We start from the raw sequence: 26,113 nt of genomic DNA on the forward strand, positions 1-26,113 counted from the left end.
TCTTCTGCATCCGGTAATCTTACCTAGTTTCCTTATCCTGGTATTCTTTGGGGGTTACCCCATTCGCTTTTTTAAAAGCTTTGTGAAAATAAGAGGTACTGGAAAATCCCACTCTTTGGGTTACCTCACTTATAGACAGGTTTTTGTTTGCCAATAATTGTTTTGCCATCTCCATTCTGAGATTACTGATGGTATCCTTTATTGTTGTACCGCTGTTCTGTGCATAAATCCGGCTGATATAAGGAACTGATTTGTTCAAATTATTCGCCAGGCTTTCTACTGAAAAATCCGGATCCATGTACTTCACTTGAATTAAATTTTTAATTTGCTCAAAGAAAAAGTCCTGTTTCCCTGCTTTCTTCTTTTCGAATTCCTCCTGGATCTTGTCAAAGAAGGAATAAAAAAGCTCCTTTAAATCACTCTCCGATTCCAGCTGATGAAGCTGTAAAACCATGTCCTGACTTTCAAAAGAACTGTTGACATTATTTTTCTTCAGAACGGAAACCGTGTTATTTAAGGTAACAATTAATCTTGCAATAGCCATATTAAAGATGGATATAGGGTAGTCTCTGAGGTCTGAAAAAATAACCTCATATATTTCCTTGCCCTCATTTACCTTGCCTGCCATCAGAGCCTCCACCAGCTGTTTTTCCTTGGATACGGGATATTCGTACCCGCTTGCCGGTTTCTTATTAAGGGAATCCGCATAAATCATACTTCCCTTATCGTAAAACACCCGGTGCAAGGCTGCTTCCGTTACCTGATGATACAAAGCCATTAGCTGTTCCGGCTGTCTTCCGAAACTGCTCATTACCACAGTCAGCGATATATTAAAATATCCGCATACGGCTTCTTTGGCAAATTGAAGCTTTTCAGCAAACTTTTCATGATCTGCCTCTGCTTCCATATTGATGAAAAAGAGCACATCGCTCTCTCCCATATCCGTACCATGAACTATGTATTCTGTTTCCAGCACCTCTTGAAATACATTAATAATTGAGAATTTTATGGCATGAAGCATCTCAGCATCCGTGCGCCCGATTAGCCCTCGATACCCATCAATGCGGACAAGAACCAGACTTAAGTTCTTTTCAAAATCCATCTCCATATTCAGTTTTCGGAAATAATTTTTCAGGTATTCCTTGTTATTAGCCTCAGAACTCCCCAGCAAATCACTGATATATACTCTTTTTAAGATGTTTTTTGCGTTTCTCTGTTCATGTTCCAGTTCCTTAATATCGGTTTCCATTTCATAAATAGGATGATACAGCCTTCTGGTTATCCAAAAGGCCAGTAAAATACCAATTATAACAAAGATAAAACTTACAATAATGGTCAACATCTGAATCCAGCTCACGCTGCTTAACATACTGTCATAACGGGTAAGGCTGACATATTGCCAGCCGTATTGATCTCTCGGACTATAAACCACAAACATCTTCTCTTCATTTACCGTATCCGTAAAATACCCCTGCTTATCCCCATTGGAAATGATTTTCCGGATATAGCTGGTGTCAGAATAATTCTGGAGCATTAAAAGGCTGGCACCGTTGGAAACAATATTTCCCTTTTCATCTACAATAAAATATTCCGTATCTTTTCTTAGTTTATTTTCAGAGGCATCCAAAAGATAGTCTGTCTTAAAATTTATCAGTACACCGCTGGTTTCCTTATTCTTGGTATAAGAGTCATACATAAAAAAGGTATAAAAATACTTCGTCTTTTTGTTCTTTTGGGAAACATAGGAGCGGGCTATGGGTTTAAAAGGCTTATAGTCTTTAAAATTATTGATAATGTTACCGGCAGTCTCATCCAAGAAACCTTCATTTAATCTTTCATATCCATTTTGGGTCAGTTCCCCATATTCACTGCTTCCCTCAACATAGACATAGTTATTGTATTTGTTATATATGTAGATGGATTCGATATAGGGTATGGTAGCCCTGTATGTCCGTAGCTGGTTAAAGGCCGCACTCATATCATTGACATTGGGAACTTTCGAATATAAAAGTTTGACTACATTCATATCATGATATATCTGATTTCCAATTTTTACTGCCACCTCTGACAATTTGGATACCTGTGCCTGCTTACTGTTGATTTGCTCTACCCTGGCCTGGTATTCGTATTTCATAATCATGGATTCAAAGGTGGAATAAAGAACAATGGAAGTCAATAGAATTGCCATTACAACACTCAATGTTATATTTAAAAATAATTTTGAAAAAATACCCCTTTTGAACAGGTGTTTCATCGTATCCCCCATATGACCATATTTATTTTACAACATACCCAAAATATTTTTTTCTATTTAAGTCTAATATAGTTTAAGCATACCATCTATATATTCACTATTCAACCTCAACAATCGTTTTGTCTGTGGCAAACCCGGGCCAGGTGTATATTGTAATCATACAAGAAAATCTGACAAGAAAGGAGCTGTGATGACAGCCCCTTAACCCTGACTAAAATTTTATCTTTCTACGGTTTATTTATAACCGTATTGTTCGCAGTATGTTACCCATTGTTTGGTATAAGCTTCCTGAATCTTAGCAAGTCCTGCTTCATCTGCTTTCTTCAGGAACTCATCTACCGCTGCATCCACATCGTTTACAAGCCCTGCCTGAAGAGGAGCAAGATATTCTGTCATAACAGTTGCAAGAGCTGCTCTCTCCGCTGCATAGTCATTATAATCTTCTACAAAACCAGAGGCTATATCAATATCAGGATATTTTGTTTTTGCTGCAATACCGCTTAACTCTGTAAATAATACATTGAGCTGTTCATCGTTCTTTGTTGCAAGGGCATGCTCCGGATTTCTTAAATTCCAGGAATTAGCGGATTCACCGCCGTATTCGCTGTGCTTTTCTCCGTCCACATATAAACCATCCGCATCAATGGTATAATGGGTTCCTTCTATTCCATACTGGATTAAATGATTCAACTCTTTATCCATGTATAATAAATTCAAAACCATAGCAGCTCTCTCAGGATTCTTGGAATTGGTGGGAATTGCAGTACCATTTCCTGTGGGGTGGTTTGCATAGGCTACCCCGTTAATCTCTGCAAAAGGTATATAACCGATCTTATAAGACGGGTCCATTTCGGCATCATTTACAGAACCAACATATTTAGCCGGATTCTGTCCGGAAACAAGGCAGATATCCTGTCCATTCTTAAACGCATCAGAATCGTTGGCATCAGATAGAACACTCTTAGACCAGAAGCCTAAATCTGCCCATTTCTTCATTGTCTTCATATCGTTTCTGAAGTCATCTGATGCCCAGTAATCAAATAATTGTGAAGGTGTATCATAATTCGCTGCCAAACCATAAGTAGGAGATTCCTTTACCCAGGAATACTTTGCCTGAAGTGCCAGTGTTGCGCTAAAGGAGTAGGAGAAGGATGCTGTATTAACAGAGGGTTTCATTATACTCTGATTGGGATCATTCTGTTTCACCCCGGTAAGGTAAGCTTCCAGATTCTCAAAGCTGTCCGGTTTCGGAAGGTTGTACTTTTCCCTTAAATCTTCACGGTACTGGATACCGCCGTTGGTATACTCTTTCTTAGAGCTGGGTACGGAATAAATATTACCGTTAATCTTCATCTGGTTCCATACATCCTCCTGAATATAGGAATAAAGTTCAGGTGCATAAACCGGAAGGATCTCATCCAAAGCTGTAAATGCATTGCTGTTGGCAAGTGAAGCATAGTTGATCCAGCTTGCGGTATAGATAAGATCACAATCTTCACCGGATGATAAGATCATATTATACTTTGTCTGCCAGTCAGTCCAGGAAGTAAACTTAAAGGTTACTGTTGCATTCACTTTCTCTAAAAGCTTTTCATTAATCTTATCCTGTACTGCCAGCATATCATTGGGGGGATCTCCCATTAAGTAGAACACCAGATCCACTCTCTTGGATGTATCAATAGCCGGTGTCTCATCCGTACTTCCAGTATCTGTTCCTTTGTTCTCTGATTTTCCAGTACTTGTACCAGCAGTATCTGAAATATTATTTTTACCGCAGCCCACCAATGCTGAAATCGCCAGGCAAAGAATCAGAAGTAAACTAAAACTTCTCTTCCCTATTTTTTTCATTCTTATCCTCCTTGTAAGTCTTTCGACTTGTTTTATACATTTGCAATCATAAAGAATTTATCACCAATTGTATATATAAATTCTTTATGATTGTTGTACTTTTTGTAATAATTCTAAGTGTAATTTCATGATATTATTGTAATTTCAATGTAATTTGCCTTTTACAGCATTTATAAAACCCTGTTTTAATACACAATACACAAGTTCTTACTGTGTCACGGTAATTTTAATGCTCTTTACTTTTTTCTCTTTTATATAGATTTCTACATAATCTGTTCCAACACCCTCTGCTTTCACTGCTGCCTGTACTTTCCCTTTGTTCATACCTGTTACGGCTATTCCTTTTTTGGCGGTTTTCCAGGTGATATCCGATGACTTGTAGCCCAGGCACTTTACGGAGAAGTAAACTGTCTCACCTGCTTTTACCGACTTAGGTGCTTTTATAAGCTGTATCTCTGCTTTCATTACCGTAACTTGAACCAGGAAGTTCCTGGAAGATCCGTCTTTTAACTGAGCTGTTACCGTAAGGGTAGTTGTGCCCGGTGCCTTAGCTGTTATTTTGCCGGTCTGGTAGACAGAAGCAACCTTTGTGTCAGCAGATTTATAGTTAAATTTCACTTCTGCCACGCCGGAATCTGAATTGCTCCTGCTAAAGCCATTTACTGTTTTAAGCGTAGCCGGTAATACTGTTTCTATCTTGAAGGTATTGCCTGTACTACCGTTTATATAGAGAGTTTTTGACTGGGTTGTCAGCTTTATCTGAGGAAGAAGGGAAACTCTTACTGCTTCCTCCGGTTGTTTTGGTAATATAACATAATCCGAGCAGTGTGTTATGCTAAACCATAAATCTCCGTTTTCCTGAATGCTCAATAAGTTGTTTGGAATTTCAAGCAGTTTGCCTGACCCTTCTTCCCTGTAATAGATATAAGCTTTTCCGCCTGGCTTTAATCCGGTCTGTTCAGACTCCGCTGCTATATTAAGCTTCACCTTGGCAGAAGCCGGTAGCAGACCTGTATGGGAAAATGTAACCGTAAGCCCCTTTACTTTCTCTTTTCCATTGGAAAGCTCCGCAGGCTTACTGCTTATCAAAAGATTAATGGCAGCAGCTTCTCTTTTCGATGCTTTAAGAAGTTTTCCGTCAAATCGCCACTGGTATTCCTTCTCTCCTGACTGAACCGTTATCTCTATGGCCCTTCCTGCTGCTTTTGCTGCCGAGATAACAGGTGACGGTAATGTCAGCTGTTCCAGCAGGATGTTCGCATTCCCTATGACAGCGGAAGGAATTGTCAGGCGTAGGGACAGGTCTTTATCCTGCTTTAACTGCTCAATAAGTTCCTTTTCCGGAAGGCTTAAGGTTAAGGTAAGTTTCTTTCCGGAGGCTGCCTGTGCCAGTATCTCTGTCTGGGGCAGGGTTATGGTAATTTCCGCCTTATTTCCCGTTACTTTCACAGCAGCTATGCCAGCCGTCAGATTTACCGTTTTTTCTGTGATTCCACTAGCGGTATTGGAATTACTTCCGCTGTTATTATTGTTATTGCCAGGTTCTTGAGTTCCGGGTTCTTCCGTTCCGGGAGTTTCTACTTCGTAGGGAACCAAAACCGGCTTGTTCTTTGTAAAGTAGTTTTTTAAAACATCAGCAAATTTGGCATTTCTGGTAAAGTTGTCTACTGTTTTAATTCCGCTCCATTTTTCCCGGATGGTTTCATAAGAATCGGTATTAACGAAAACCGGGTTGGATTTGCCGGTATAAATACCCCAGCTGCTGCCTTCGCCGCCATCCGATACCTTAAAAGTCCAGGTCGTGTAACTATATCCCTGTTCCTCAAAAATGTCCAGACACTGCTTCCAGCTCTCTATATTGTTAAAGAAAGTAAATTCTCCGATAAAAACGGGAACATTGTAGTTGGTGGATTCATTTACCAGCTTCACTTTTTCGTTTATGAATTTCACCTGTGTAGCAGTATCATTTAAATTGTCCCATTGATAAAAATGGTACTGGTATACAACGTTTTCCCAGCCGTAAAGGGAAGGCTCCGGAAGATCTGTGGGGTTCCAGATACCCTGAATATATATGATGTGATCCTTATCTATATTGCGGATGGCTCTATAAATACGATCATAAACATCATACTGCACTAACTTTGTGGCACTGGGCTCATTTAACAGATCATAGCCGCATACCATTGGTTCGTTCCGATAGCGTTTTGCAATCTCTTCCCATAAGTAAACAGTCCTGCTGATATTTGCTTCATTGTTATAGAAATCACCGATATCCTCCACGGTGGTATCACCCGAATGATCCTTTCCATTCTGTGATCCTACCGCACCATGCATGTCTATCATAACATAGATATCTCTTTTCTTTGCTTCGTTTATAAACCAGTCCAGTCTGTCAAAGGCTGTTGTTTTTAACGAACCGTCTTCGTTTAACATTTCAAAATAGGTAACAGGAAGTCTTAATACATTCATTCCCTCTGCTTTTACCAGGCCAAAGTCACTTTCTGTCCACCAGTTATCCTGGTATTTATTGATTAGTTCATTGGCCTTTGCCTTACCAAACCGCTCCGTAAATACCTTATGTACAGTGAGCTGGTCTTTGGCATCTACCGGGCACTGCCAGTTTTCTGTAACCAGCCATCCCCCTGCATTGGTTCCGCGAAGGATTACCTCATCTCCGGTTCCATAATTATTTCTTACTTTTTTACCGTCTGTCTTTAAGAAATTAGAAGGTGTATTTGTTATGACATATTGAAATACTGCTGTCTGGCTTATTTTATTTGCTTTCACCGCTGCCGCTTTTATGGTAGTTGTGGCGGTAATTTCAATTGACCCTTCGTATACCTGGGAGGAGGCCGAAGGCTCTGACCCGTCTGTGGTATAATGGATTACGGCATCCTTGGTATCACATGTAAGGACCAGTGTTCTGCTTCCGCCATAGGTACCTGCGGGAATAGATGCTTTCGGCATTTTTACACCGCTGTCTGTACCAGTTATATGATATTCGAAGGTTTTTGTATCACTCAGGACTCCTTCTGAATAACCGACTGCTTTTAATGTGGTAGTTTCATCAATACGGAAAGGTGAATTATACCGGGTTGCATTTATTGTAGGCTCGCTTCCGTCCAAAGTGTAATAAACCGCCGTATTATCCTCTGAGGAACGCAAAGCTACAATAACTGAGTTCTCATAGGTTCCTGCTTCGCCGAATATGGTAACGACCTTGCCCGGTTTAATATTATACCGGAAGACAGAAACATTACCTGCAGCACCTTCTTTCACAGCCACTGCCTTAACCGTTGTCGGCTTCTTGATATAGATTGCTCCGCTGTATCTGGCGGATTTATCCGTGGGTAATGTTCCATCCAGTGTATAATAGATATCCGCACCGCTTTCTGCTCCAGTTCAACAGGTGCAAAAACATCATAGGTTCCGTCACTAAGACTTGACATCACCTCTTTCGGTGCAGGATTTAAGGAAGGAAGCAGGCTGCCTGGAAGTCCTGTATAAAGATTATCCGTAAAATAAACCTCGTCAATATAATACGTACCGGTGTTATAAAAGCCAAAGGTAACTTTGCTTATATAGGCTAAATCCAGTTTATTAAAGCTCTCCATTGTACTTAAATCTACATAGTACTGGCTCCATTCACCATAACGGGTACTGCAGGTGGTCCAGGCAGCTGCCTGGTTTCCGAATTCATCCTCCAGGAACATTCTGGTGTTATTGTAGGCCTGCATATCCTTCACATAAAATACCAGATATTTTGAGAGTCTTACATCTGCGGTGCTTCCGTTTTCCGGCTGAATGGTAATACTTCTTACAGATGTGGCAGGCGCCCCGCTTAAGGTGGCCATCTGATAAACAAGGCCCTTGCTTCCGTGATATTTTTCCGTGCCGGAAGAGGTGATAACAGCTCCTTTGGCAGCTGTTACCTGATTTAATCCATTATCAAAGGTATTATAGGAAATAGCACCGCTTACCGGAAGAGCTTTAATACGATAGGAAAATTCCGCTGTCTGGCTGACTTCCTCATCACTTTGTCTTATGGTTACCGCTTTTATCAGGGTATCCTCAGAAAGAGTGAAGGGAACCGTATATTTCTGGGAAGCTTTTGTAGGCTCAGAACCATCCGTAGTATAATAGATCTCACAATCAGGGTTCTTTGTGGATAAGGTAATGCCGGATAATACCTCATAGGTTCCTGGCTTATAATTAGAGGTTGGTGCTGCGGGAAGTAATCCATTGGTAACATAGATATCATCCACATAGTATACACCGGAATTCCATTCCCCAAGACGGATTGCCTTCACTTTTGAGCGGTCGATCTTACTGATTCCGGAAAGAGAATTCAGTTTAACGGCATATTCTGTCCACTGGTTCTTTATGGCTTTTCCGTCATCTGCCGTCAGGGTGTTGACCCATGTGAAATCCGTCTTATTTCCGGCCTCATCTTCCAGCTGCAGCTTAAGGGTATTCGCTCCTTGGGTATCTTTTAACCAGAATACCAGGTAGGTATAGTTTTGTGTGTCCACCGGTGCATTGCTTACCGCATAGAAGCTGTTGCTTTCTGTTGGGTCCGCTGACGATGCAACTGTGTATTTTGCCGATTTTGTACCTTTAAAAACCTGGGTATTTACGATCTCTGCATTTACAACATTAGCAATACCTTCAAAATCCTGAAGAAATACCTTTTTCGGTAAGTCCGTCAGCACAAACTGATAATTTAAGGTTACTACTCTGCTGCTCTCACCATCCTTCACATAAACTGCCTTTACAACCGTTGCTGCTGTAATGGCAATAGGACCGTTATATCTTAGAGAAGACTGGTCTGGAGTGGTTTCATCCAAGGTATAATAGATATCCCCTCCGATTTCTGCAGATATCAAAGCAAGGGAAAAGCTCTCAGTAAATGTGCCGGAGTCATGATCCGCCGAAGGAGGTGAAGGCGGAAGGGTATTTGTAAAATAAATATCATCTATGTAATAATCCCCTTTATTCCATTCCCACATTTTGATCTTTGCTATCTTGCTGGAATCGAAACCTACTTTTGCAAATTTACTTATCGGAACACATATCTCTTTCCATTCATTATGAATAGCTTTTGACGGTCCTGTCCAAACACCTTCGGACTCATTTCCGGCCGTATCGACCAATTTTACTTCCGGGTCATTGTTTCCCGCTGTATCTTTTATCCAAAACACAAGGTACTCTTTGCCGGAGGCATCTACCCCGTCTGCTTTTCCTGTTGTAACGGAAACGGTCTGTTCTTCGCCCTGCCAGTCATCTTCCGTCTTCTGATACAGAAGCGAATTTCCCCCGTTATGGCGGTCAAGATTTGTCAGCTTATTCGTGCCAGGGTTATTGATGTAATTACTGCTTTCAAAATCCTGGAATATTATTTTATTACCGGAATCATCTTCTAAATAAATATCATCGAAGTAATAGGTACCATTCTGCCATTCATACATGGCTATCTGTGATATGGAACTCATATTGATACCGGTAAAACTGCTTAATGGCACCTCCAGCTTAGTCCAGTTGTCCTTTACCGCCGCCGCGGTATAAAATTCTGCTGCTTTACCCTCACTGTCAATTAATTTAACCGGAACCGTATTATTTCCCTGTGTATCCTTCACATAAAAGGATATTTTCGTCATGGCAGAAACGTCTACGGCTCCTCCTGACACGCTTCTGATATTAAATGCATTATTCCATTGCTTTCCCTCAGCCTGAACATATTGAAAAGCCTGTAACCCTGCATGCACATTGCCCGCATCCCTGGTAATACCGTTGCCATAGGCATTGAAAGTAAAATCCCTTTCTTCAAAATCAGCAAACCATACCTTGCTGTTATCGATTTCTGCAGCCTGTACCTTGTCTGCATCTTTCGTAAATCCGCCTCCGTTTACAAATAGTGCAAAGGCCAGTACCACTGCAAGACTTCGCTTGCAATGCTTTTTGAATTCCTTTATACTTTTTTTCATTGTTACCCCCAATACTTATGATTTTTAACTCAAGTTCTATATACTTTCTATCACCCCTTTCCACAGATTACCAACTAATGAATTGTGCAACGGGACTAGCCTTTAACGGCACCTACTGTAATACCGGATACAAAATATTTCTGTACAAAAGGGTAAAGCAAAAGAATCGGTCCTGTAACGATCACCGCCATGGCAAGCTTAACGGATTCCGTGGGAAGATTGTTTATTGATACATTTGCCTGGTTGGCAATGCTTCTTAAGGCCTCCGCCCTGTTCATCATGTTGTAAAGATAATATTGAAGTTCCCAGGTGGAAGCATCGTTACTGAAAAGAGAAGAACGATACCAGTCATTCCAATACCCTAAGGCAAGGAAAAGACCTACTGTTGCTAAACCGGGTTTTAATACGGGAAGTACCACTCTTGTAAATATGGTACCATGTCCGGCACCGTCAATACTGGCTGCCTCGGTAATCTCATCCGGTACGGCAGACGCAATAAAGGTTCTCATAAGAATAATTAAGAAAGGGCTGATAAGTCCCGGCATCCAAATCGCCACTAACGTACCTTTTAACTTTAATACACCTGTTATCATGAAATACCAAGGCACCAGACCTCCGCCGAAAATCGTTGTGAAATAAATTATAAAGGATACCACATTTCGGTAGTGGAAACTTTTTCTGGAAAGTACATATCCTGTCAGGGATATCATGGTAAGTCCAAGCAGTGTTCCGACTACGGTGCAGTAAATTGTTACGCTATATGCTCTTAAAATATCCTGGGGTGACTCAAATATGGTCCTGTAAGCTGCCAGTGTGAAATTTTTTGGCAGTATATGATAGCCTTCCTGTATTATTGTGGCATTATCCGTTAAGGAACCTGAGACTATAATAAGAAAGGGCAGAACGCATATAATTGAAAAAATGGTCAGCAGCGTATATGCAATACCATTAAATGCAATTGTATATTTAGATTTTTTTATTTTCATGACATCCTCTTTTCTGGATATCCAAGCTTTTATTGGATATCCGTTATTTCGTTTGGTTATCTGCCTATCCGTTTTGCCATCATCTTTTATGCATTAAAATAATGCATATTCCGCATTCTTTCTCTTAACCAGGAAATTAACCGTAATGATTAAGATAAATCCGAATAGTGACTGGTACAAACCGGCAGCCGTACCCATACCGAAATCAAAGCTGGTAAGTGTTGTGCGGTATACATAGGTATCAATAATATCTGTTGTCTTAAAAAGCATGCCATTATTTCCGACCATCTGATAAAAGAGTTCGAACTGTCCCTTCATAATATTACCCAGAGAAAATAATAGCAGGATGATAAAGGTTGGTTTAATCTGAGGCAGAGTGATGTAGATTATCTGCTGAAAAATATTGGCTCCATCCACTTCCGCCGCTTCATAATATTCCTTGCTGATACCAAGAATCGTTGCCAGATATACAACCATTCCATAACCAAGGGACTTCCAAAGGTAAAATAATGTAATTAATATAGGCCAGTACTTTGATTCACCATAGAAATTAACCTGCTCCATGTGCAAGCTGCCTAAGAGGTTATTTGCAAGACCGTATTCATAATTAAACAGGTTATAAACCAAAACACTTAATATAACATAGGAAACGAAATAAGGCATAAACATCAATGTCTGGGATACACGTTTAAACCATTTTTTTGTAATCTGGCTGACTAAAATTGCAGTAAAAATCTGGAGTATATTCCCCACCAGTATAAAGACCAGATTATAAAGCACCGTATTAATGGTGAGTTCTATCAGCTTATTGGATTTCCACAGAAAAGCAAAGTTATCCAGACCCACAAAGGGACTCCCAAATAATCCGCCTTTGAAATCAAATTTTGTAAAAGCGAAATAAATACCCACCATAGGCATGTAGTTATTTACAATAAAGAAAATCAGCGTAGGCACCAACATAAAGTATAAAACCCAGTTTTTCTTTACATCCTGCAGAAATCCCCTCTTCTTCTGCCGTACTCCGCTTCTCTCGCCGGTGGGGTGAATACTTCTTTTTGTATTCTTCTTGTCCATATAATTCCTCCGTCCTTTTTGAATCTTCGAGTCCGAATTTTTTGCGAACCCGCAAAATTAAAAATTCAAACACTGCAATCAAATACTAATTCAGAGCATAAGCTCTGTATATTGGAAATACATAACCTTATTGTATTTTCCTTTAGAATGTCATTGTAATTTTATATTCTAATTGTAAAATCATATTTTTTGCTTATTTCCTTAAAGCAAAGGTCTGGTTCCACATCTCTCTGATGCTTGCCCTGACCGGAATTTAATTGTTTAATGTGGTTCAGTTTTGCCTGACACATCCTTTAAGAAAAAAAAAGCCCTAAGCTGATTTAGAATAAATCAACTTAGGGTGAACCAAAGTCCGTGTTACCACTTAACTTTCAATATAAATTTTACTCACATTCCATCCGGGACAGGCATCTCTGTTGGAATCAATATAAATGCGCTCTTTTACTTTATTTGAAACAAGAGGCTTTATAGTAAACTATGACACTTTTCTATCAGCAGGTATTATAGCAAATCTGTCACACTTTTTATCAGCCGGTATTATAGCAAATCTGCCACGCCTTTCTATCAGCAGGTTTTACAGTAGACTGTCACGCCATTTCATATCAGCGCATTTTGTATAGCATTTTTTATCTTCCAGACATCATCTCCAAAGTTGCTCACTACGGTTATGTTCAGATCTTCATCTCTTTTGTAAGTACTTATAAATGTAACTCCCGGATCCATTCCTGTAAAATAGGGCAGGATACAGTTTTCGTATTTCTTACTTATCCAGATTCCATAGCCATAATTATCCTCATCTTCACCGGAACTCTGAATACACAGCATTTCATCTATCATTTCCGTAGATAATAACTTTCCGGATAAAAGTGCTCTCCAGAAAAGTTCAACATCTTCTACTGTTGTAAATACACCTCCTGCTCCGGTTCCTTTAACATCTACGCTATAGATATTGGTATAATACTCTTTCCGTTCCTCATCCCAGATGTAGTTTCCAGCGCAATTGGCAGGCAGTCTGTCCAACTCGTAGTATCCCGTCTTCTCCATACCGCTGGGACTAAAAATATTTTCTTTTAAATAGATATCAAAAGGTTGTCCTGTTACTTTCTCTATTATTAATCCAAGTACTACAAAACCAGTATTGTTGTATTGAAACCTTTCACCTTTTTCATACATCATTGGTTTATCTATAAACAGTGGCAGCAAATCAGCGGAAGTACGTATCTTGTAATTGGGAAAATCCCTCCAGAGTTCTTCATACTCCTCCATTATGCTTTCATCAAAGTAATCCGGAATCCCGGAAGTATGAGTCAGCAGTTGTTTTACAGTAATCCCAGTATCAATTTGCTTCCAGTCAAGGTTAAGCAAGTCACCGATGGTATCATCGAATTTAAGCTTCCCTTTCTCAATCAGCTGTAGGATACCTGCCCCTATGAATACTTTTCCTGCCGAAGCTGTCGCAAATCTTGTATTTTCTGTATTGGGTATTTCATTCGCAAGGTCCCTATAACCATAAGCTTTCCTGAATAGTAACTCATTTCCTTTGCTTATGGAGATACAGCCATGAAAATCTTTGTCTATGATATGATTAAAATCCATATTTACCTCTTTTCTAAAGACGAACAGTTCTTGACTATTCTTTGGTTGTTTTTCTACAATTAATATAAATTATATACTAATATAAGGGATTCGCAATTCCGAGTTTGTTACTAATCTGTTTATACCCCGTTGATGTTCATTTGCTGTATAATAATAATAATAATAATAATAGTAATACCTTTTCAAATTTGAATTTACTTGATATAGTTAATATCTTTTTATTTATATTCGAATTAAGTTATTCGATCTCCACTATTAAAAGTTTGAATTATTATGATAATAATTTTATATGCCTCTTTATATATAAAAAGCATCTAAAATCAATCAAATAATATTCTTTATTCTTTCTACTACACATTCTTTCCCTAAAACATTACTGACTTCCCATATATCCGGTGCATTAATTCTTCCGGTTATAGCAACCCTTAGCAGATTGGTAAGCTCTACAATGCTTCCTTTATAATCCTCCGGCTGTTTCTTATATGCCTTCATATCAGCAGCATAGCCCATATGCCGGGTTATATCTTTTACTTTATTGAACCATTCCTCTTTCTCTTCGGTAAAATCTATCTGCTCCAGATACAGGCGTAAGAATACCTCTCTATCATCCGCTGGTATATTCGCCGGAAGTTCCTCTTCCCTTTTAAAAGTTTCATCAAAGTACATGCTCATAAACTCACAGGCCTGTTTCCAATTAATCAGATCCTTTCTTACCTTTACGGCATTTCTACCTATGGCAAGCGCTTTAAGCGCAAGCTCTCTGTTGTTCCTCAATACCTTCGCATAATCTTTATTCCAGGCTTTCGCCCATTCCAGAAAGCTGTTATACAACTCCTCAGCCGTCATACGGCTTAAGACATCCTTACTGATATCCTTCATCTTATCCATATCAAATAGAGCCCCGGAGCTGCTCATTTTATTCAGTGTAAACGGAAACTCCAAATGATTCTTATTCTGATTAGCAGCTCTCCATTCTTCATAATCAGAATTAAGAATGGTCAGCAGATAATTCCACATAGCCTCCGGAATATAACCCTCCTCCTGGTAATAGGCCAGTGCCAGTTCAGGATCTTTACGTTTCGATAGTTTTCTTTTGGAATTCCCGTCCATTTTCATCAGTGTGGCTGTATGACAGTAAACAGGCCTTTTCCATCCAAAGATATCAAAGAGCTTTACATGCATGGGTAAGGAAGGCAGCCATTCTTCTCCTCTGATTACATGGGTGGTTCTCATCAGATGGTCATCTACTACATGGGCAAAATGATAAGTAGGTATGCCATCGGATTTCAGCAGTACAAAGTCCATGGTGTTCTCAGGGAATTTCAGTTCTCCCCGAATGGCATCATAAACTGCAACAATATCCTTAGCATCTGGTTTCGACTTAAACCGCAGTACATAAGAATCCCCTTTCTCAATCCTTACTTTGATATCCTCATAGGATAATTTCCGGCTGACTGCCCATTCTCCATAATATCCTATGTTCTGTTTTAACGCTTTTTGCTTTTCTCTTATTTCTTCCAGCTCTTTTTCACTGCAAAAGCAGGGATATGCCATACCGGCTTCCACAAGCTGCTTCGCAAACACCTGATAGATTTCCTTTCGCTGGCGTTGTCTGTAAGGTCCATACTTCCCATTATCCCCCTCTATAACAGCACCTTCATCAAAATATATACCAAAGTACTTCATGGCTGATATAATAATATCAACGGCTCCTTCTACTTCTCTTTTATTGTCCGTATCTTCGATTCTCAGATAAAAGCTGCCACCGCTCTGATGAGCCAGCCTCTCTGCTATTACTGCATTATATAGATTTCCAAGATGGATAAAGCCGGTAGGACTTGGCCCTATACGGGTTATTACTTTCTCACCGGTATCCCCTCTTTCCGGATAACGTCTTTCCATGTCCTCTGAAGTAAAAGTAACTTGTGGAAATAGTAAATCGGCTAATAATTTGTTTGACATAGCTTACTCCTTTCAATGTATATCTCTTCAATGATTATGATGGGTCTGCACAGTAGTTCTTATGTAATAGATTGTTATTTCTAATACATAAAAAAGCCCTAAGCCAATTAAATAATCAGCTTAGGGCGAACCATAGTCCGTGTTACCACCTAACTTCAAGGAATACTCCTTGCTCTCACTCAGTACGGATAAAATATCGATACTGCTTTCCTTCTAACGGTGGAAATTCCGGTGTAACCTACTGAGATAACCTGTTCAGTCCACGGCTCTGAGGCCTCTTCTATATTGATTCGGTAAAGACTCTCAGCCTGAGGATACCCTCTGTCTTCTCTCTGTGAACCACCTTCAACATATACTAATTCTCTTCAATGCCTTTTCTATTTCTGTACATAATATCACAACCAGATTTTACCGTCAAGATGTTTTATCTTTCCTTACGTTTTTCCCAGGCTGCCCATAAGGTTCCTGCAACACAGATTGAAGAATAGCATCCTGTTATAATACCAAAGAACATCGGCAGTGAAAAATCCATAATAGACTCAATATGAAATACGATGGACGCTATCATGATAATCAGGACGCATAGGCCGGTGGTAAAGGACGTATTGATGGATCTTCCCAATGTCTGGGTGTTACTTTCATTTACCAGAGTTACAACAGGCAGCTTTTGATCCAGCTTTCTGTTCTCACGGATTCTGTCGTAAATAACAATGGTATCGTTAATAGAATACCCGATAACCGTAAGCACTACTGCCACAAAGGCATCATTCAGAGGTATGCCAAACAGTACAAAAGCAAAGAATACCACCAGTGCATCATGCAGCAGTGCGATCATGGCTGTAATTCCTGCCGACAAGCCTGATATAGTTGAAAATCTTATCCACACATAGATTACAATAAATACCGTAGACAGTGCTATTGCAATTCCTGCATTCTTAAGGGCTTTGGCACCGATATAAGGCTCTACTACAAAGGTTTCTGACAGTTTGGCGTCTGCTTTTTCCAATGTACCATTAATAGCCTCGGTTACCTCTGCCTGTTGCTCCGGTGACATTCCGCCGTTACCAGCCAGGGTCACGGATAGTCTCTTAAGCCCTGTCAGGTTATCCTCTTTGATCTGAACCGTCACCGGTCTGTTGGTCTGTTTTTCAACCGCCTGCTGAATCATCTCTGTATCGGCTTCTGAGGATACAGAATAGCTTAATACTGCGCCTCCGGTAAACTGGGTATCCAGTCTGATTCCTTTTGTAAAACATCCCGCAACTCCTGCCAGAATTATTATACCTGACAGTATGGCGAAGATATATTTCTTCTGGTAGAAGGGAATTACCTTCTTGTCTTTTCTTATCCTGAACCATTTATCCTTATTCCACCTGTCGTATTCCACAAAGGATTGTATAAGATGTTTTGAGATGGTAACCCCTACCAGGAGATTAACCAACATACCAATTAAAAGGGTATAACCAAAACTTAACATGGAACCGGAACCAAAAATCATAAGTATAACTGCCACTATGGCTGTAGTGATATTTCCGTCCAGTACAGAGGAAAAGGCATTTTTATAGCCATAAATAATCGAACTTCTGACTGAGATACCTTTCTTTAGCTCATCGGAAATACGTTCTGCTATGATAATATTCGTATCCACTGCCATACCCAGGGTTAATATAATTCCTGCTATTCCCGGCAGCGTCAGCGTATATTGGGGAATGGATATGGCCAGCAGCTGTATCACCATCTGTAATACCAAGGTAATACAGGCCAGCACACCCGGCAGCTTGTAGAAGCTTATCATAAATACACAGATTGCAAAGAAGGCTATTATTCCTGCTGCCACCATGATGTTTAAGGCATTACTGCCTAAAGTGGGACTGATGGTGGAGAAATTGGTGGTTGCCAGAGAGAAAGGAAGGGCTCCTGCATTGATCTTACCGGCTAATTCCTTCGCCTCCGCATAACTTCCAAGATTAGTGATAGCAGCCTCTCCTCCGGCTATTTTTACCTGTACCGTAGGACTTGAGATCAGGTCGTCATCCATGTAGATGCTCATCCTCTGTCCTAACAACTTTCCTGTGGCTTCTTCAAAGAGCCTGGCACCTTTGGCATCGAATTTCAATGCTACCTGATAACCTTTGGTCACTCCGGAGGTAACATTCTCCGGTGTTGCACTTTCCACGTTCTTGCCTTCAATAAGCACATTCCCCGAAGGGTCCTTAAAGGTCAGTTCCGCCATTTCACCTAACTCAGCAATGGCGTCCTCCGGGTTAAAGTTCTTCTCATCGGATTTCCAGGGAAACTGAACAATGACATAACCACCGCTCTTATCCACGGTAACTTCACGGTCGGAAATATTCTGATTATCCAGTCTGGTCTCAATGACCTCTCTGGCTGTTTCCAGTTCCTGCTCCGTAGGGCTGCGCTTAAGTCCCTGTGGTTCAAATACCGCTTCCACGCCTCCCCTGATATCAATACCGTAGCGCATGTCAAATATACCTTTGACTCCGCTTCCGATTCCAAAAATTGCAATATAAATAAACACTGCTATGGTTATAAAAATAGCAGCAAGCATTTTCTTTCCTGGCTTCATAGGTTATTATCCTCTTTTCCTATTTAATTTTCTATGCAGTTTAAATGCCTGCTGCTCCTTTCTCTCCGTCCGAATTATGTATAAATTGCATCAAAAATCTTCTGCCTATGTAACCGTCTTGCAATAAGACCGTTAACCGGGCAAATAATATAAGGGGAATAAATAAGAGAACTGTTCTTAAGAAAATATATTTTAAATGGAGAACCTTAAAAGAAAAGGCATTTACTGCACCGGCAGAAATACCGGCAGTAAACTCATCTCCGGCAGCTTCTTTTACTTCGAATATGGAATCAGCTTTATGGGAGGGTGCCTTTGTGATAGCTCCTGCTGTTGTAGTATGGGAGGAAGCAGAATGAATCTTGCTGGCAACGGATATATTTATTTCTGCTGTTAATAACGCAAGGCAGAAGAATACCGTTAGTATATATTGAACTGTCTTTTTGTTTCGTGTATTGTATCTCACGGGCTTCCTCCTTCGTTGAACTTCCGTTACATTGTACACTAAATTTGATGTATACTCAACCTTTACTTACTGGTATAATTCTTGCAGAGGGAATTTATTCCTTGGGTTTTATCCGAGATGTTTTACCGGTACTTCCATTGATAAGACCTTTAATGCATATAATTTTATCTGTGTTTATGTTACACTTTATCAAATCTGAATTTTTAAGGGGGTTAGAATGGATATTCCATCTACATTAAATACATATATCAAACATGAAATTGATCTATGGGACTTTTCCGGAGTAATAAGAATACGAAAAAACAACAAAACAATATTTGAATTTAGCCGTGGTTATGCAAATCTTGAGTTTGGTATACAAAATAATATGAATACTCGTTTCAATGTCGCTTCTGTCACAAAGCAATTTACGGCATTTGCAATAATGCTTCTATATGACAGAGGCCTGTTAAAACTCGATGAAAAAGCGAACCTATATCTGCCTTCAGACTTACAGATACACCCAGAAATTACAGTTCATAATCTGTTGTCACACACCTCTGGATTATACAACTTTTATAATTTCGAAGATGACTTCTATATAGCAAAGGACAGGGCACCCTATAATAAAAACGCTTTCTTTACGGACTGGATTAATAAAGATCTGGTAAATGAACCAGGAACAGTCTTTAACTATAATAATTCAAATTACAATATACTCGCCTGGATTATAGAAAATATTTCGGGACAGACCTTCAACCAATTTTTAACTGTAAATATTTTTGATCCTCTTGGAATGAAAAACTCGGAATATGACAATGGTCAGGATATCATAATAAACAAGGCAAGTAATTATACGCGTGATTATGGAAAACCGGTTAGGGTTCCTTATTCAAATAATCTGTTTCATATAGGTGCCGGAGCGTTAGTAACGAATTGTGATGATATTCAAAAATGGTATGAGTGCCTTAAAAATCGGAAATTATTATCAGAGCAGTCCTATGACTTATATTTTAAGGAAAATATGAATCATTATTGTTATGGCTTGGAGCGATATAAGGATGAGGGTAAAATCAAATACTGCCATGGCGGTGATAATCCAGGCATTTCTGCTTATACTCAATATTTCTTCGAGCAGGATATCTGTATCATCATTCTCTCTAATACAGAATCTTTAGATCAATATCGTTTTGGTAATTCACTTTCGTCAATTATGTTTGGTGAATCACCTCAGATTTCCAATAAGCCCAATGAAGTTTTTGTTTCATCGGATGAACTTGAAAAGTTTTCAGGAACGTATCTGCCAGGTAAGATACATATTGAGATAAAAAACGGTAAGTTATATTTAGTCCGGGTGAATCAGAATATCCACATTGAACTGTATTGCGTTGGCAGCAATATGTTTATGAGACGTTATGAGGAACAGCAACACCCCCATATCCTCCTTGGAGAAGGAGCTATTAGACCATCCATCTGGGGATATGAGCTGAAAAGCAATCAGTTCTTTTAAATTATTTGAAAAATGAGTTATGATAAAAGCTATATGCATTTTTTATATGTATTTTTCTACTTACACTATGTGGTAAAAAATTAATTTAACTTCAGCTTGCGCCTGGAGCTGTTGCATACAAATGTAAAGCTTCTGTTTATTCGCACTGGATTGACTTTGGCGCTCAGGCTGTTGCATAACTAATTTAAAGCTGTAAGAAGCCCTTGGCTTTCCTGCAATGACCTGCCCGACAGACATACAACCGATTTTGAGTGCTAAAGCAAACAAGGTTTGTATGAATACACACGAATTGGTAATGTGTCTTTCAGTCGGTACATGAAGGAAAGTCAAGGGACTTCTTGGTTCATCATTTTAAAATGTAACGCTCATGTAATACTCTTTTTAAGAAATTTTTGAAATCATCCTTTAATTAATCTTGTTACATATTTTAATTCCTCTATCTATTCTTTACACTTCAATAAATAAGGATACGCCTTAGAGTCTAGCAGTATAACTGCCCGCAGGCTGCATCAATATCTCCTCCGAATTGAGTTCTTACGGTCACCTGAATACCTTGCATCCTGAGGATCTTCTGAAAGTTCCTTATCTTTTTTCGTTCAGTTGCCTGGTACCTTCTGCTGGTTTTATCCGTATTATTATAAGGTATCAGATCAATATGATACAACTGTTTTCCAGCAGCCCTTTTCTGCACTAATTCTGCCAGAGCTTTCGCATGTTCTTCGGTGTCGTTAATTCCGTGCAGCATAATATATGCCAGGAATACTTTCCGCCCGGTCTGACGTATATGCTCATCTAAGGTGTCCATTACTTCCTGCAGCGGAAATCTTTTATTGACCGGCATAATACTGCTTCTCTGCTCATCAAAAGGGGAATGAAGGGAAAATGCCAGATTAATCTGAGGATAATTTTTTGTAAGCTCTTTAATCCCCGGAATAAATCCAATAGTTGATACGGTTATCCGTCTCTGACTCAGACCAAACAGGTTACTGTCCGTCAGCAGAGCCAATCCCTCAAATAAATGAGGATTGGCAAAGGCTTCACCCATTCCCATAAAGGAAACACTGTCTAGTTTATGTCCTTTCTGATAAAAATAAAGTAACTGATCAGTAATCTCATCTGCCGACAGATTCCGCATAAGCCCTGCTGTTCCCGTTGCGCAGAAGCTGCAGCCAAAGCCACACCCGCACTGGGAAGAGATGCAAAAGGATTCCCAGCCTTTTCTATAAAATAACCCGATGGCTTCAATGTGTTCACCGTCAATCAGCTCAAATAAGAGTTTGTCAGACTGTTCACTTTTCTGTGTTACCACCGGCCTTGCACTGTTTACATACTCTCCAAATTCCTGTATCAAAGCCTCCCGCAGCATTGCCGGAAGAATATTCATCTCAGAAAACTTCTCTTTCCGTTGCGTAAATATAGCTTTTAGTATCTGTTCATATCTGTATTCCGGTAAATTTAAATCTGTAACTATTTCTTTCATTTTATAATATTTTGAATTCATCTGTTCCATGTAGACTTCCTCCTTGTAATTTACCTCAAGAAGCAAAGCCAGCATGATTGGCGACATTTCTATTCCATGCAAAGATCGCCTGAAACTTCTGGCTTTGCATGGAGTCTGTCATGTGTAACGATATAATCCAACTTGTACATGTATTCTCACCGCTTTTCTTTTAAATAGGCTGAAATTTCTCTAATCTAAACAAGGCTTGTTCTTCATAATCCATTTTTCGTTCTCCTGGGAATCATATAATAAAAAACCATAGATGTATTTGCCATACTCAGCAGCATACCCCTATGGTTCTATCAGACATGGAGTGAACTCTTTTTTCCATAAACAAAAAACATGACTAAAAAAGTCATGTTCTTTCTGTCTGCAATATTTATAGATAGATAAAATAGTGTATGCTGCATTCAGTAAGACAAATACATCGGCATTTACCGAGGTAAAGGGCTTCCTTATTAGCTGAACGCAAAAGTAATCCCTTTACAACTATTCAGTTGTAACCTCTGATCTTACTACACATAACATACACTTTTACCTCACTTTCATAATATGAATCCAGTATAAACATTTGTCCTGAAATTGTCAAATGGTTTGGGATATTTATGTAGCCTTTATTCTTTCACTTTTCAGGTTTTCTATAGTAACTTCCTTAATTTCCGTATTTATTTAAGAAATCTAATATCTCAGCAATTACACTGTCTTTATTTGTCCAATGGAGATAATGCTTACTGTCCTTCATTACCATACCACTGCTTCTATCAGACCAGCTTAATAATTCCTCCTGGGCCTTCGCCCACTTGTCATCACTTTTAGCTGATAGTGCCAATAAGGGAATATTCTTCAGATAGCCGTTTTCAAGAACTGTTTTTGCATTTTCATTAATCAATCCCAACCCCTTGAGATTCTCACTGCTGCCCAGCTTATTATAATACATAGCAGCATCGATTTTTCTAATACCCTCCGGAAGCAGATGATTCCTGGTATCTTCGCCTACAAAGGGTAGCATGAAACCAAGATTTCCAAGCAGCCTATTTATACCTGTTATTCTAAGAACTGCGCTGGTTCGGTTAAGCAAAATGGAACTCCCTTCAGAATAATCTTCATAATACTCTGGACTCCCTCCGTCTAATAATATAATTCCCTTAACCTCTCCCTCATATCTCTGGGCATACCTGATAGCTTCTAATGACCCCAGAGAATGGGCTACTAATACATAAGGTGCAGCATGTCCAGTTTCTCTTAATAACTCATGAAGCTCACCTGTCACGTTATCAATGGTTCTGGGAATATCCGTTCCTTCACTCCACCCCAGACCTGCATGATCATAGCTAAAGGTTTTGGCATAAGCGGACAGTTCCTGCTGCATAGAATAAAAATCCGTATATGCACTTGTAGTTCCAGAGCCGGCGATGAAGACAAGGGTATCCTTCCCATTACCAAGGCTATAGGTATGCATCTTATGTGAATTGACAGTAATGCTTGTACCCGTTGGCATATATTTATCAGCTTCATATCTCTCCATAATAATCTGCCATATGGCACCTGTAACAATTATGAAAGCAAGAAGAAAAAGTATCTTATGTTTTTTGGTTTTTTTATCTTTATTATTTCTCATCATTATTTCGTCCTGTTTGATTTCTTCTAAGCAACAAAATGCCCTTCTTACAGTAATTAGTTTTTATCTCAACACCTACTGTCAGAAGGGCATTTCTTGATTTATGGTCTATTCAGCTGTTATTTATCAGAAGTTTGTAACAAAAAAATATCATTACTCTGGTCAAACTTCTTTCTTAAATTAGAACAGGCTGAAACAAGGATAGACATTACTGTACAATTTCAAATTTATAGTCCGTATTATAAGTATGGACGTATAAATATTTTCCTTTTTTAATGAAATAAGAGGCTGCGGATTTCAATTGCTGTTTGCTTAAGACTTTTCCTGTATTCCTGTCTATCTGGTACAGATAATCCGGCTCATTGGTAAATCCATATCCGGTTATGATCACATTCCCTACCATAAGAAAATTATTGGAGTTGCTGACCAGGGCTTTTGTTCTCCACAGAACGCTCTTATCAGATAGCTTTATGGCTGTAATATAACCATTCATATTCTTCGAGCTTTTTGCATAGGTATTATGGCTATGAGAAACATAAAGTACACCGCCTTTTATTGTTGCCCAGTTTATACGCTGCTGGATAAAATCATAATCTGCTTTAATATATTGAGGTGAATACCGATAAGCAGAAAAGTCCAGTGAATATTCTAATTCCATTGTTTTTACATTATAAACATTCAGAATATAGCCTTCAGAATAATCAACCCCATAAGTACAATAAATGTAAGAAGAATCATAGAAGGCAGAGGTTATGAACAGGTCATTCCATACAGTATCCAGTTCTTCTGGCAGATTACCGGTTGTGTTACTGCCATAATAATTAGGTACCTCATATGTATTCAAAGTCAGCTTATTATCAGCGATCCATTGTTCATCATCTGATATATTGTTGGCTTTGCTTGATTTCATGTTTAATTTGACAGCCTTATTCTTTTTCGTTGCAGCCTTATCAGAAATATAATAGCTGAAAGAGGGTTTCTCTAATGCAATTGTCTTATCATCTTTCACAGCTGCATTTATTTGTATGCCACTATTACTAAATAGACAGGATACCAGAACCAACAGCACCATTGTTAATGCAATTAATTTCTTTTTCATCACATTTCCTTTCCTATAATTTTCCCATTTGTTAAATTAATCAATATAATAGCTTTCTATCCATTGTACTATATATAAAAGTATCAATCAACCATTATTTGTAAGGCCCCAGAAAGCCTTTGAACAATATTAAGGGGCATTATTCCAGTTCTATAACTGACCAGATATAAGTTCTGTATAGATGTCCTTATACCCCGGTCAGTTAAAATGACAAGTTATTAACAAACGCAAAGAAAAGAAAGCAGACAGTACTGCAAATTTTCTTATATTGAAACGCTCTCATACAACATTTAAGCAATTTAATACCATCTGGTCATTGGTAACTCGTTATTGATTCCTTTGCTGATAAGGATTTGGTGCAAATCGATAATACCGTTATTAAAGGTAGCAGCACAGGCGCAAAGGTACAAATCCCACATTCTCGTGAATTCAAGCCCCATCATCTTTTCTATCTCATCCCGGTGTTCATTAAAGTTTTTATCCCAGCACCGAAGTGTTCTATTATAATGCCTCCGCAGACTTTCAACATCCAGAGTATAAAAATTATAGTCTGCGCACAGATTGATGATTTCTCTGAGACTTGGTACCATACCGCCGGGGAAAATATACTTCTTAATCCAGGCATCACCCGGGTATTCCCTCAGGGCACTGATGTAATGCAATAGGAATAAGCCATGGGGCTTTAACACCGAATCTGCACAGGACATAAATTGGCTATAATTATCTCTTCCAACATGTTCTATCATTCCAACACTTACAACTCTGTCAAAAGACCAGCCTTTCTTTGGCAAATCTCTATAATCCAATATTTCTACGGTTATCTTGTCACTTAAGCCTTCTTCTTCAATTCTTTGTTTGAAGCTATTATACTGTTCTTTACTCAGGGTGATACCTTTACCCGACACTCCGTATTCTTTCACCGCCCGGATGAGTAAGCTTCCCCAGCCGCAGCCAATATCAAGAAGTTCCATTCCCGGCTGTAAATAGAGTTTCTTAAGTATTCTGTCGATCTTATTGTTCTGTGCATCGTATAAAGTATCTGTATCTTTCGCAAAGTAAGCGCAGGAATAGCTTAAGGATTCATCCAGCCAGAGCTTATAGAAGTCATTGCCTATATCATAATGAGAAGATACTTCCTGCTTTTGATTCTTTTTGGAGCTGGAAGTAAAGATTAACTTTTTTAAGGCTTTTTTGTCTGTATGAAATTTTCCCATCTGACCCAAAAAGCAATTCAGAGCATGATATAAATCACCTTCGATCTCCAGGTCACCTTTCATATAAGCTTCACCCAGTGCAATTGATGTACTAGTCAGCAGATCAGTAATCGGGATTTCCTTGTTAAATTTAACTTTAAACAAGGGCTCACCTTCTCCGATTAGATGTTCTTTCCCCTTTAGCTCTATTATAAAGGGCTTTTCATCAAACTTTTTCATAAAGTCTATCATTAAGTTGTTTAGTGCCATATTATTTTCTCCTTTTATTTAAACTTCCTCACATACATTATTTACCATAATTATGAATTAATTCTTCTCTTTTATAATTTTTGGTAAAGCAGTATTAGAAACAGATAAAATAATATATTCAAAAAGTCAATAAAATTTACAATATTCAATAAGTAGAAATAAAGAAGGTTTGGGAAACACTTGGTACCT

15 protein-coding genes and 1 other annotated feature are annotated in these 26,113 nt (G+C 39.0%); of the genes, 1 reads left to right on the forward strand and 14 read right to left on the reverse strand.

What is annotated here, in order from left to right; translation table 11 throughout:
- Window positions 1–19: 19 nt before the first annotated feature.
- The 10 genes from BR73_RS0124960 to BR73_RS0125005 form a co-directional block, all read right to left on the reverse strand.
- The gene (locus tag BR73_RS0124960) at window positions 20–2,188 is read right to left on the reverse strand and encodes an AraC family transcriptional regulator (protein WP_197032722.1); all 2,169 of its coding nucleotides are present in this window, start codon (window positions 2,186–2,188) and stop codon (window positions 20–22) included.
- 300 nt (window positions 2,189–2,488) lie between these two features.
- Entirely contained in the window at window positions 2,489–4,102 is a 1,614-nt protein-coding gene (locus BR73_RS0124965) for an extracellular solute-binding protein (protein WP_033168482.1), read from the reverse strand.
- A gap of 207 nt (window positions 4,103–4,309) precedes the next feature.
- The gene (locus BR73_RS27965; protein WP_051685567.1) at window positions 4,310–7,381 is read right to left on the reverse strand and encodes a chitobiase/beta-hexosaminidase C-terminal domain-containing protein; all 3,072 of its coding nucleotides are present in this window, start codon (window positions 7,379–7,381) and stop codon (window positions 4,310–4,312) included.
- Window positions 7,378–10,086, reverse strand: a complete 2,709-nt coding sequence (locus BR73_RS0124975; RefSeq protein ID WP_033168483.1) for an FN3 associated domain-containing protein — start codon at window positions 10,084–10,086, stop codon at window positions 7,378–7,380. Before BR73_RS0124975 ends, BR73_RS27965 begins: the two co-directional genes overlap by 4 nt.
- A 95-nt stretch (window positions 10,087–10,181) precedes the next feature.
- Window positions 10,182–11,072 (reverse strand): carbohydrate ABC transporter permease, encoded by an 891-nt coding sequence (locus BR73_RS0124980; RefSeq protein ID WP_033168484.1) that lies wholly within the window; start codon window positions 11,070–11,072, stop codon window positions 10,182–10,184.
- Window positions 11,073–11,165: 93 nt separating this feature from the next.
- On the reverse strand, window positions 11,166–12,146 hold the full coding sequence (locus BR73_RS0124985; protein WP_033168485.1) for an ABC transporter permease subunit: 981 nt from the start codon (window positions 12,144–12,146) through the stop codon (window positions 11,166–11,168).
- Window positions 12,147–12,743: 597 nt separating this feature from the next.
- Complete coding sequence (locus BR73_RS0124990) at window positions 12,744–13,742, reverse strand: serine hydrolase domain-containing protein (protein ID WP_033168486.1); 999 nt, start codon at window positions 13,740–13,742, stop codon at window positions 12,744–12,746.
- A gap of 324 nt (window positions 13,743–14,066) precedes the next feature.
- A complete protein-coding gene (gltX, locus tag BR73_RS0124995) occupies window positions 14,067–15,704 on the reverse strand; it encodes a glutamate--tRNA ligase (RefSeq protein WP_033168487.1) in 1,638 nt (545 codons plus the stop codon).
- A 118-nt stretch (window positions 15,705–15,822) separates the two neighbouring features.
- Window positions 15,823–16,082: a binding site (T-box leader), on the reverse strand.
- Between the two features lie 46 nt (window positions 16,083–16,128).
- A complete protein-coding gene (locus BR73_RS0125000) occupies window positions 16,129–18,291 on the reverse strand; it encodes a protein translocase subunit SecDF (protein ID WP_051685568.1) in 2,163 nt (720 codons plus the stop codon).
- Between the two features lie 40 nt (window positions 18,292–18,331).
- The gene (locus BR73_RS0125005; protein WP_033168488.1) at window positions 18,332–18,754 is read right to left on the reverse strand and encodes a hypothetical protein; all 423 of its coding nucleotides are present in this window, start codon (window positions 18,752–18,754) and stop codon (window positions 18,332–18,334) included.
- A gap of 217 nt (window positions 18,755–18,971) precedes the next feature.
- On the opposite strand from BR73_RS0125005, the gene BR73_RS0125010 reads away from it, so the two are divergent.
- Window positions 18,972–20,243 (forward strand): serine hydrolase domain-containing protein, encoded by a 1,272-nt coding sequence (locus BR73_RS0125010; protein WP_033168489.1) that lies wholly within the window; start codon window positions 18,972–18,974, stop codon window positions 20,241–20,243.
- Window positions 20,244–20,724: 481 nt separating this feature from the next.
- Here the strand turns inward: BR73_RS0125010 and BR73_RS0125020 are convergent, their stop codons facing one another.
- From BR73_RS0125020 to BR73_RS0125035, 4 genes are all read right to left on the reverse strand, one after another.
- Window positions 20,725–21,753, reverse strand: coding sequence for a Cfr family 23S rRNA (adenine(2503)-C(8))-methyltransferase (locus BR73_RS0125020; RefSeq protein ID WP_033168491.1), 1,029 nt, complete (start codon window positions 21,751–21,753; stop codon window positions 20,725–20,727).
- 643 nt (window positions 21,754–22,396) lie between these two features.
- Window positions 22,397–23,365, reverse strand: coding sequence for an alpha/beta hydrolase (locus BR73_RS0125025; RefSeq protein WP_033168492.1), 969 nt, complete (start codon window positions 23,363–23,365; stop codon window positions 22,397–22,399).
- Between the two features lie 205 nt (window positions 23,366–23,570).
- Entirely contained in the window at window positions 23,571–24,461 is an 891-nt protein-coding gene (locus tag BR73_RS0125030) for a hypothetical protein (RefSeq protein WP_033168493.1), read from the reverse strand.
- Between the two features lie 299 nt (window positions 24,462–24,760).
- The gene (locus tag BR73_RS0125035; protein WP_033168494.1) at window positions 24,761–25,924 is read right to left on the reverse strand and encodes a cyclopropane-fatty-acyl-phospholipid synthase family protein; all 1,164 of its coding nucleotides are present in this window, start codon (window positions 25,922–25,924) and stop codon (window positions 24,761–24,763) included.
- Window positions 25,925–26,113 lie beyond the last annotated feature (189 nt).

The sequence above is a fragment of the Clostridium sp. KNHs205 genome (genome assembly GCF_000702945.1).
In the GTDB taxonomy this organism is placed as follows: domain Bacteria; phylum Bacillota; class Clostridia; order Lachnospirales; family Lachnospiraceae; genus Anaerocolumna.

Bases quoted from the DNA above. Each gene is read 5' to 3' on its own strand.
- BR73_RS0124960 (WP_197032722.1), bottom strand. From the start codon at position 2,188: ATGGCAATTCTATTGACTTCCATTGTTCTTTATTCCACCTTTGAATCC.
- BR73_RS0124965 (WP_033168482.1), bottom strand. From the start codon at position 4,102: ATGAAAAAAATAGGGAAGAGAAGTTTTAGTTTACTTCTGATTCTTTGC.
- BR73_RS0124975 (WP_033168483.1), bottom strand. From the start codon at position 10,086: ATGAAAAAAAGTATAAAGGAATTCAAAAAGCATTGCAAGCGAAGTCTT.
- BR73_RS0124980 (WP_033168484.1), bottom strand. From the start codon at position 11,072: ATGAAAATAAAAAAATCTAAATATACAATTGCATTTAATGGTATTGCA.
- BR73_RS0124985 (WP_033168485.1), bottom strand. From the start codon at position 12,146: ATGGACAAGAAGAATACAAAAAGAAGTATTCACCCCACCGGCGAGAGA.
- BR73_RS0124990 (WP_033168486.1), bottom strand. From the start codon at position 13,742: ATGGATTTTAATCATATCATAGACAAAGATTTTCATGGCTGTATCTCC.
- gltX (WP_033168487.1), bottom strand. From the start codon at position 15,704: ATGTCAAACAAATTATTAGCCGATTTACTATTTCCACAAGTTACTTTT.
- BR73_RS0125000 (WP_051685568.1), bottom strand. From the start codon at position 18,291: ATGAAGCCAGGAAAGAAAATGCTTGCTGCTATTTTTATAACCATAGCA.
- BR73_RS0125010 (WP_033168489.1), top strand. From the start codon at position 18,972: ATGGATATTCCATCTACATTAAATACATATATCAAACATGAAATTGAT.
- BR73_RS0125020 (WP_033168491.1), bottom strand. From the start codon at position 21,753: ATGGAACAGATGAATTCAAAATATTATAAAATGAAAGAAATAGTTACA.
- BR73_RS0125025 (WP_033168492.1), bottom strand. From the start codon at position 23,365: ATGATGAGAAATAATAAAGATAAAAAAACCAAAAAACATAAGATACTT.
- BR73_RS0125030 (WP_033168493.1), bottom strand. From the start codon at position 24,461: ATGAAAAAGAAATTAATTGCATTAACAATGGTGCTGTTGGTTCTGGTA.
- BR73_RS0125035 (WP_033168494.1), bottom strand. From the start codon at position 25,924: ATGGCACTAAACAACTTAATGATAGACTTTATGAAAAAGTTTGATGAA.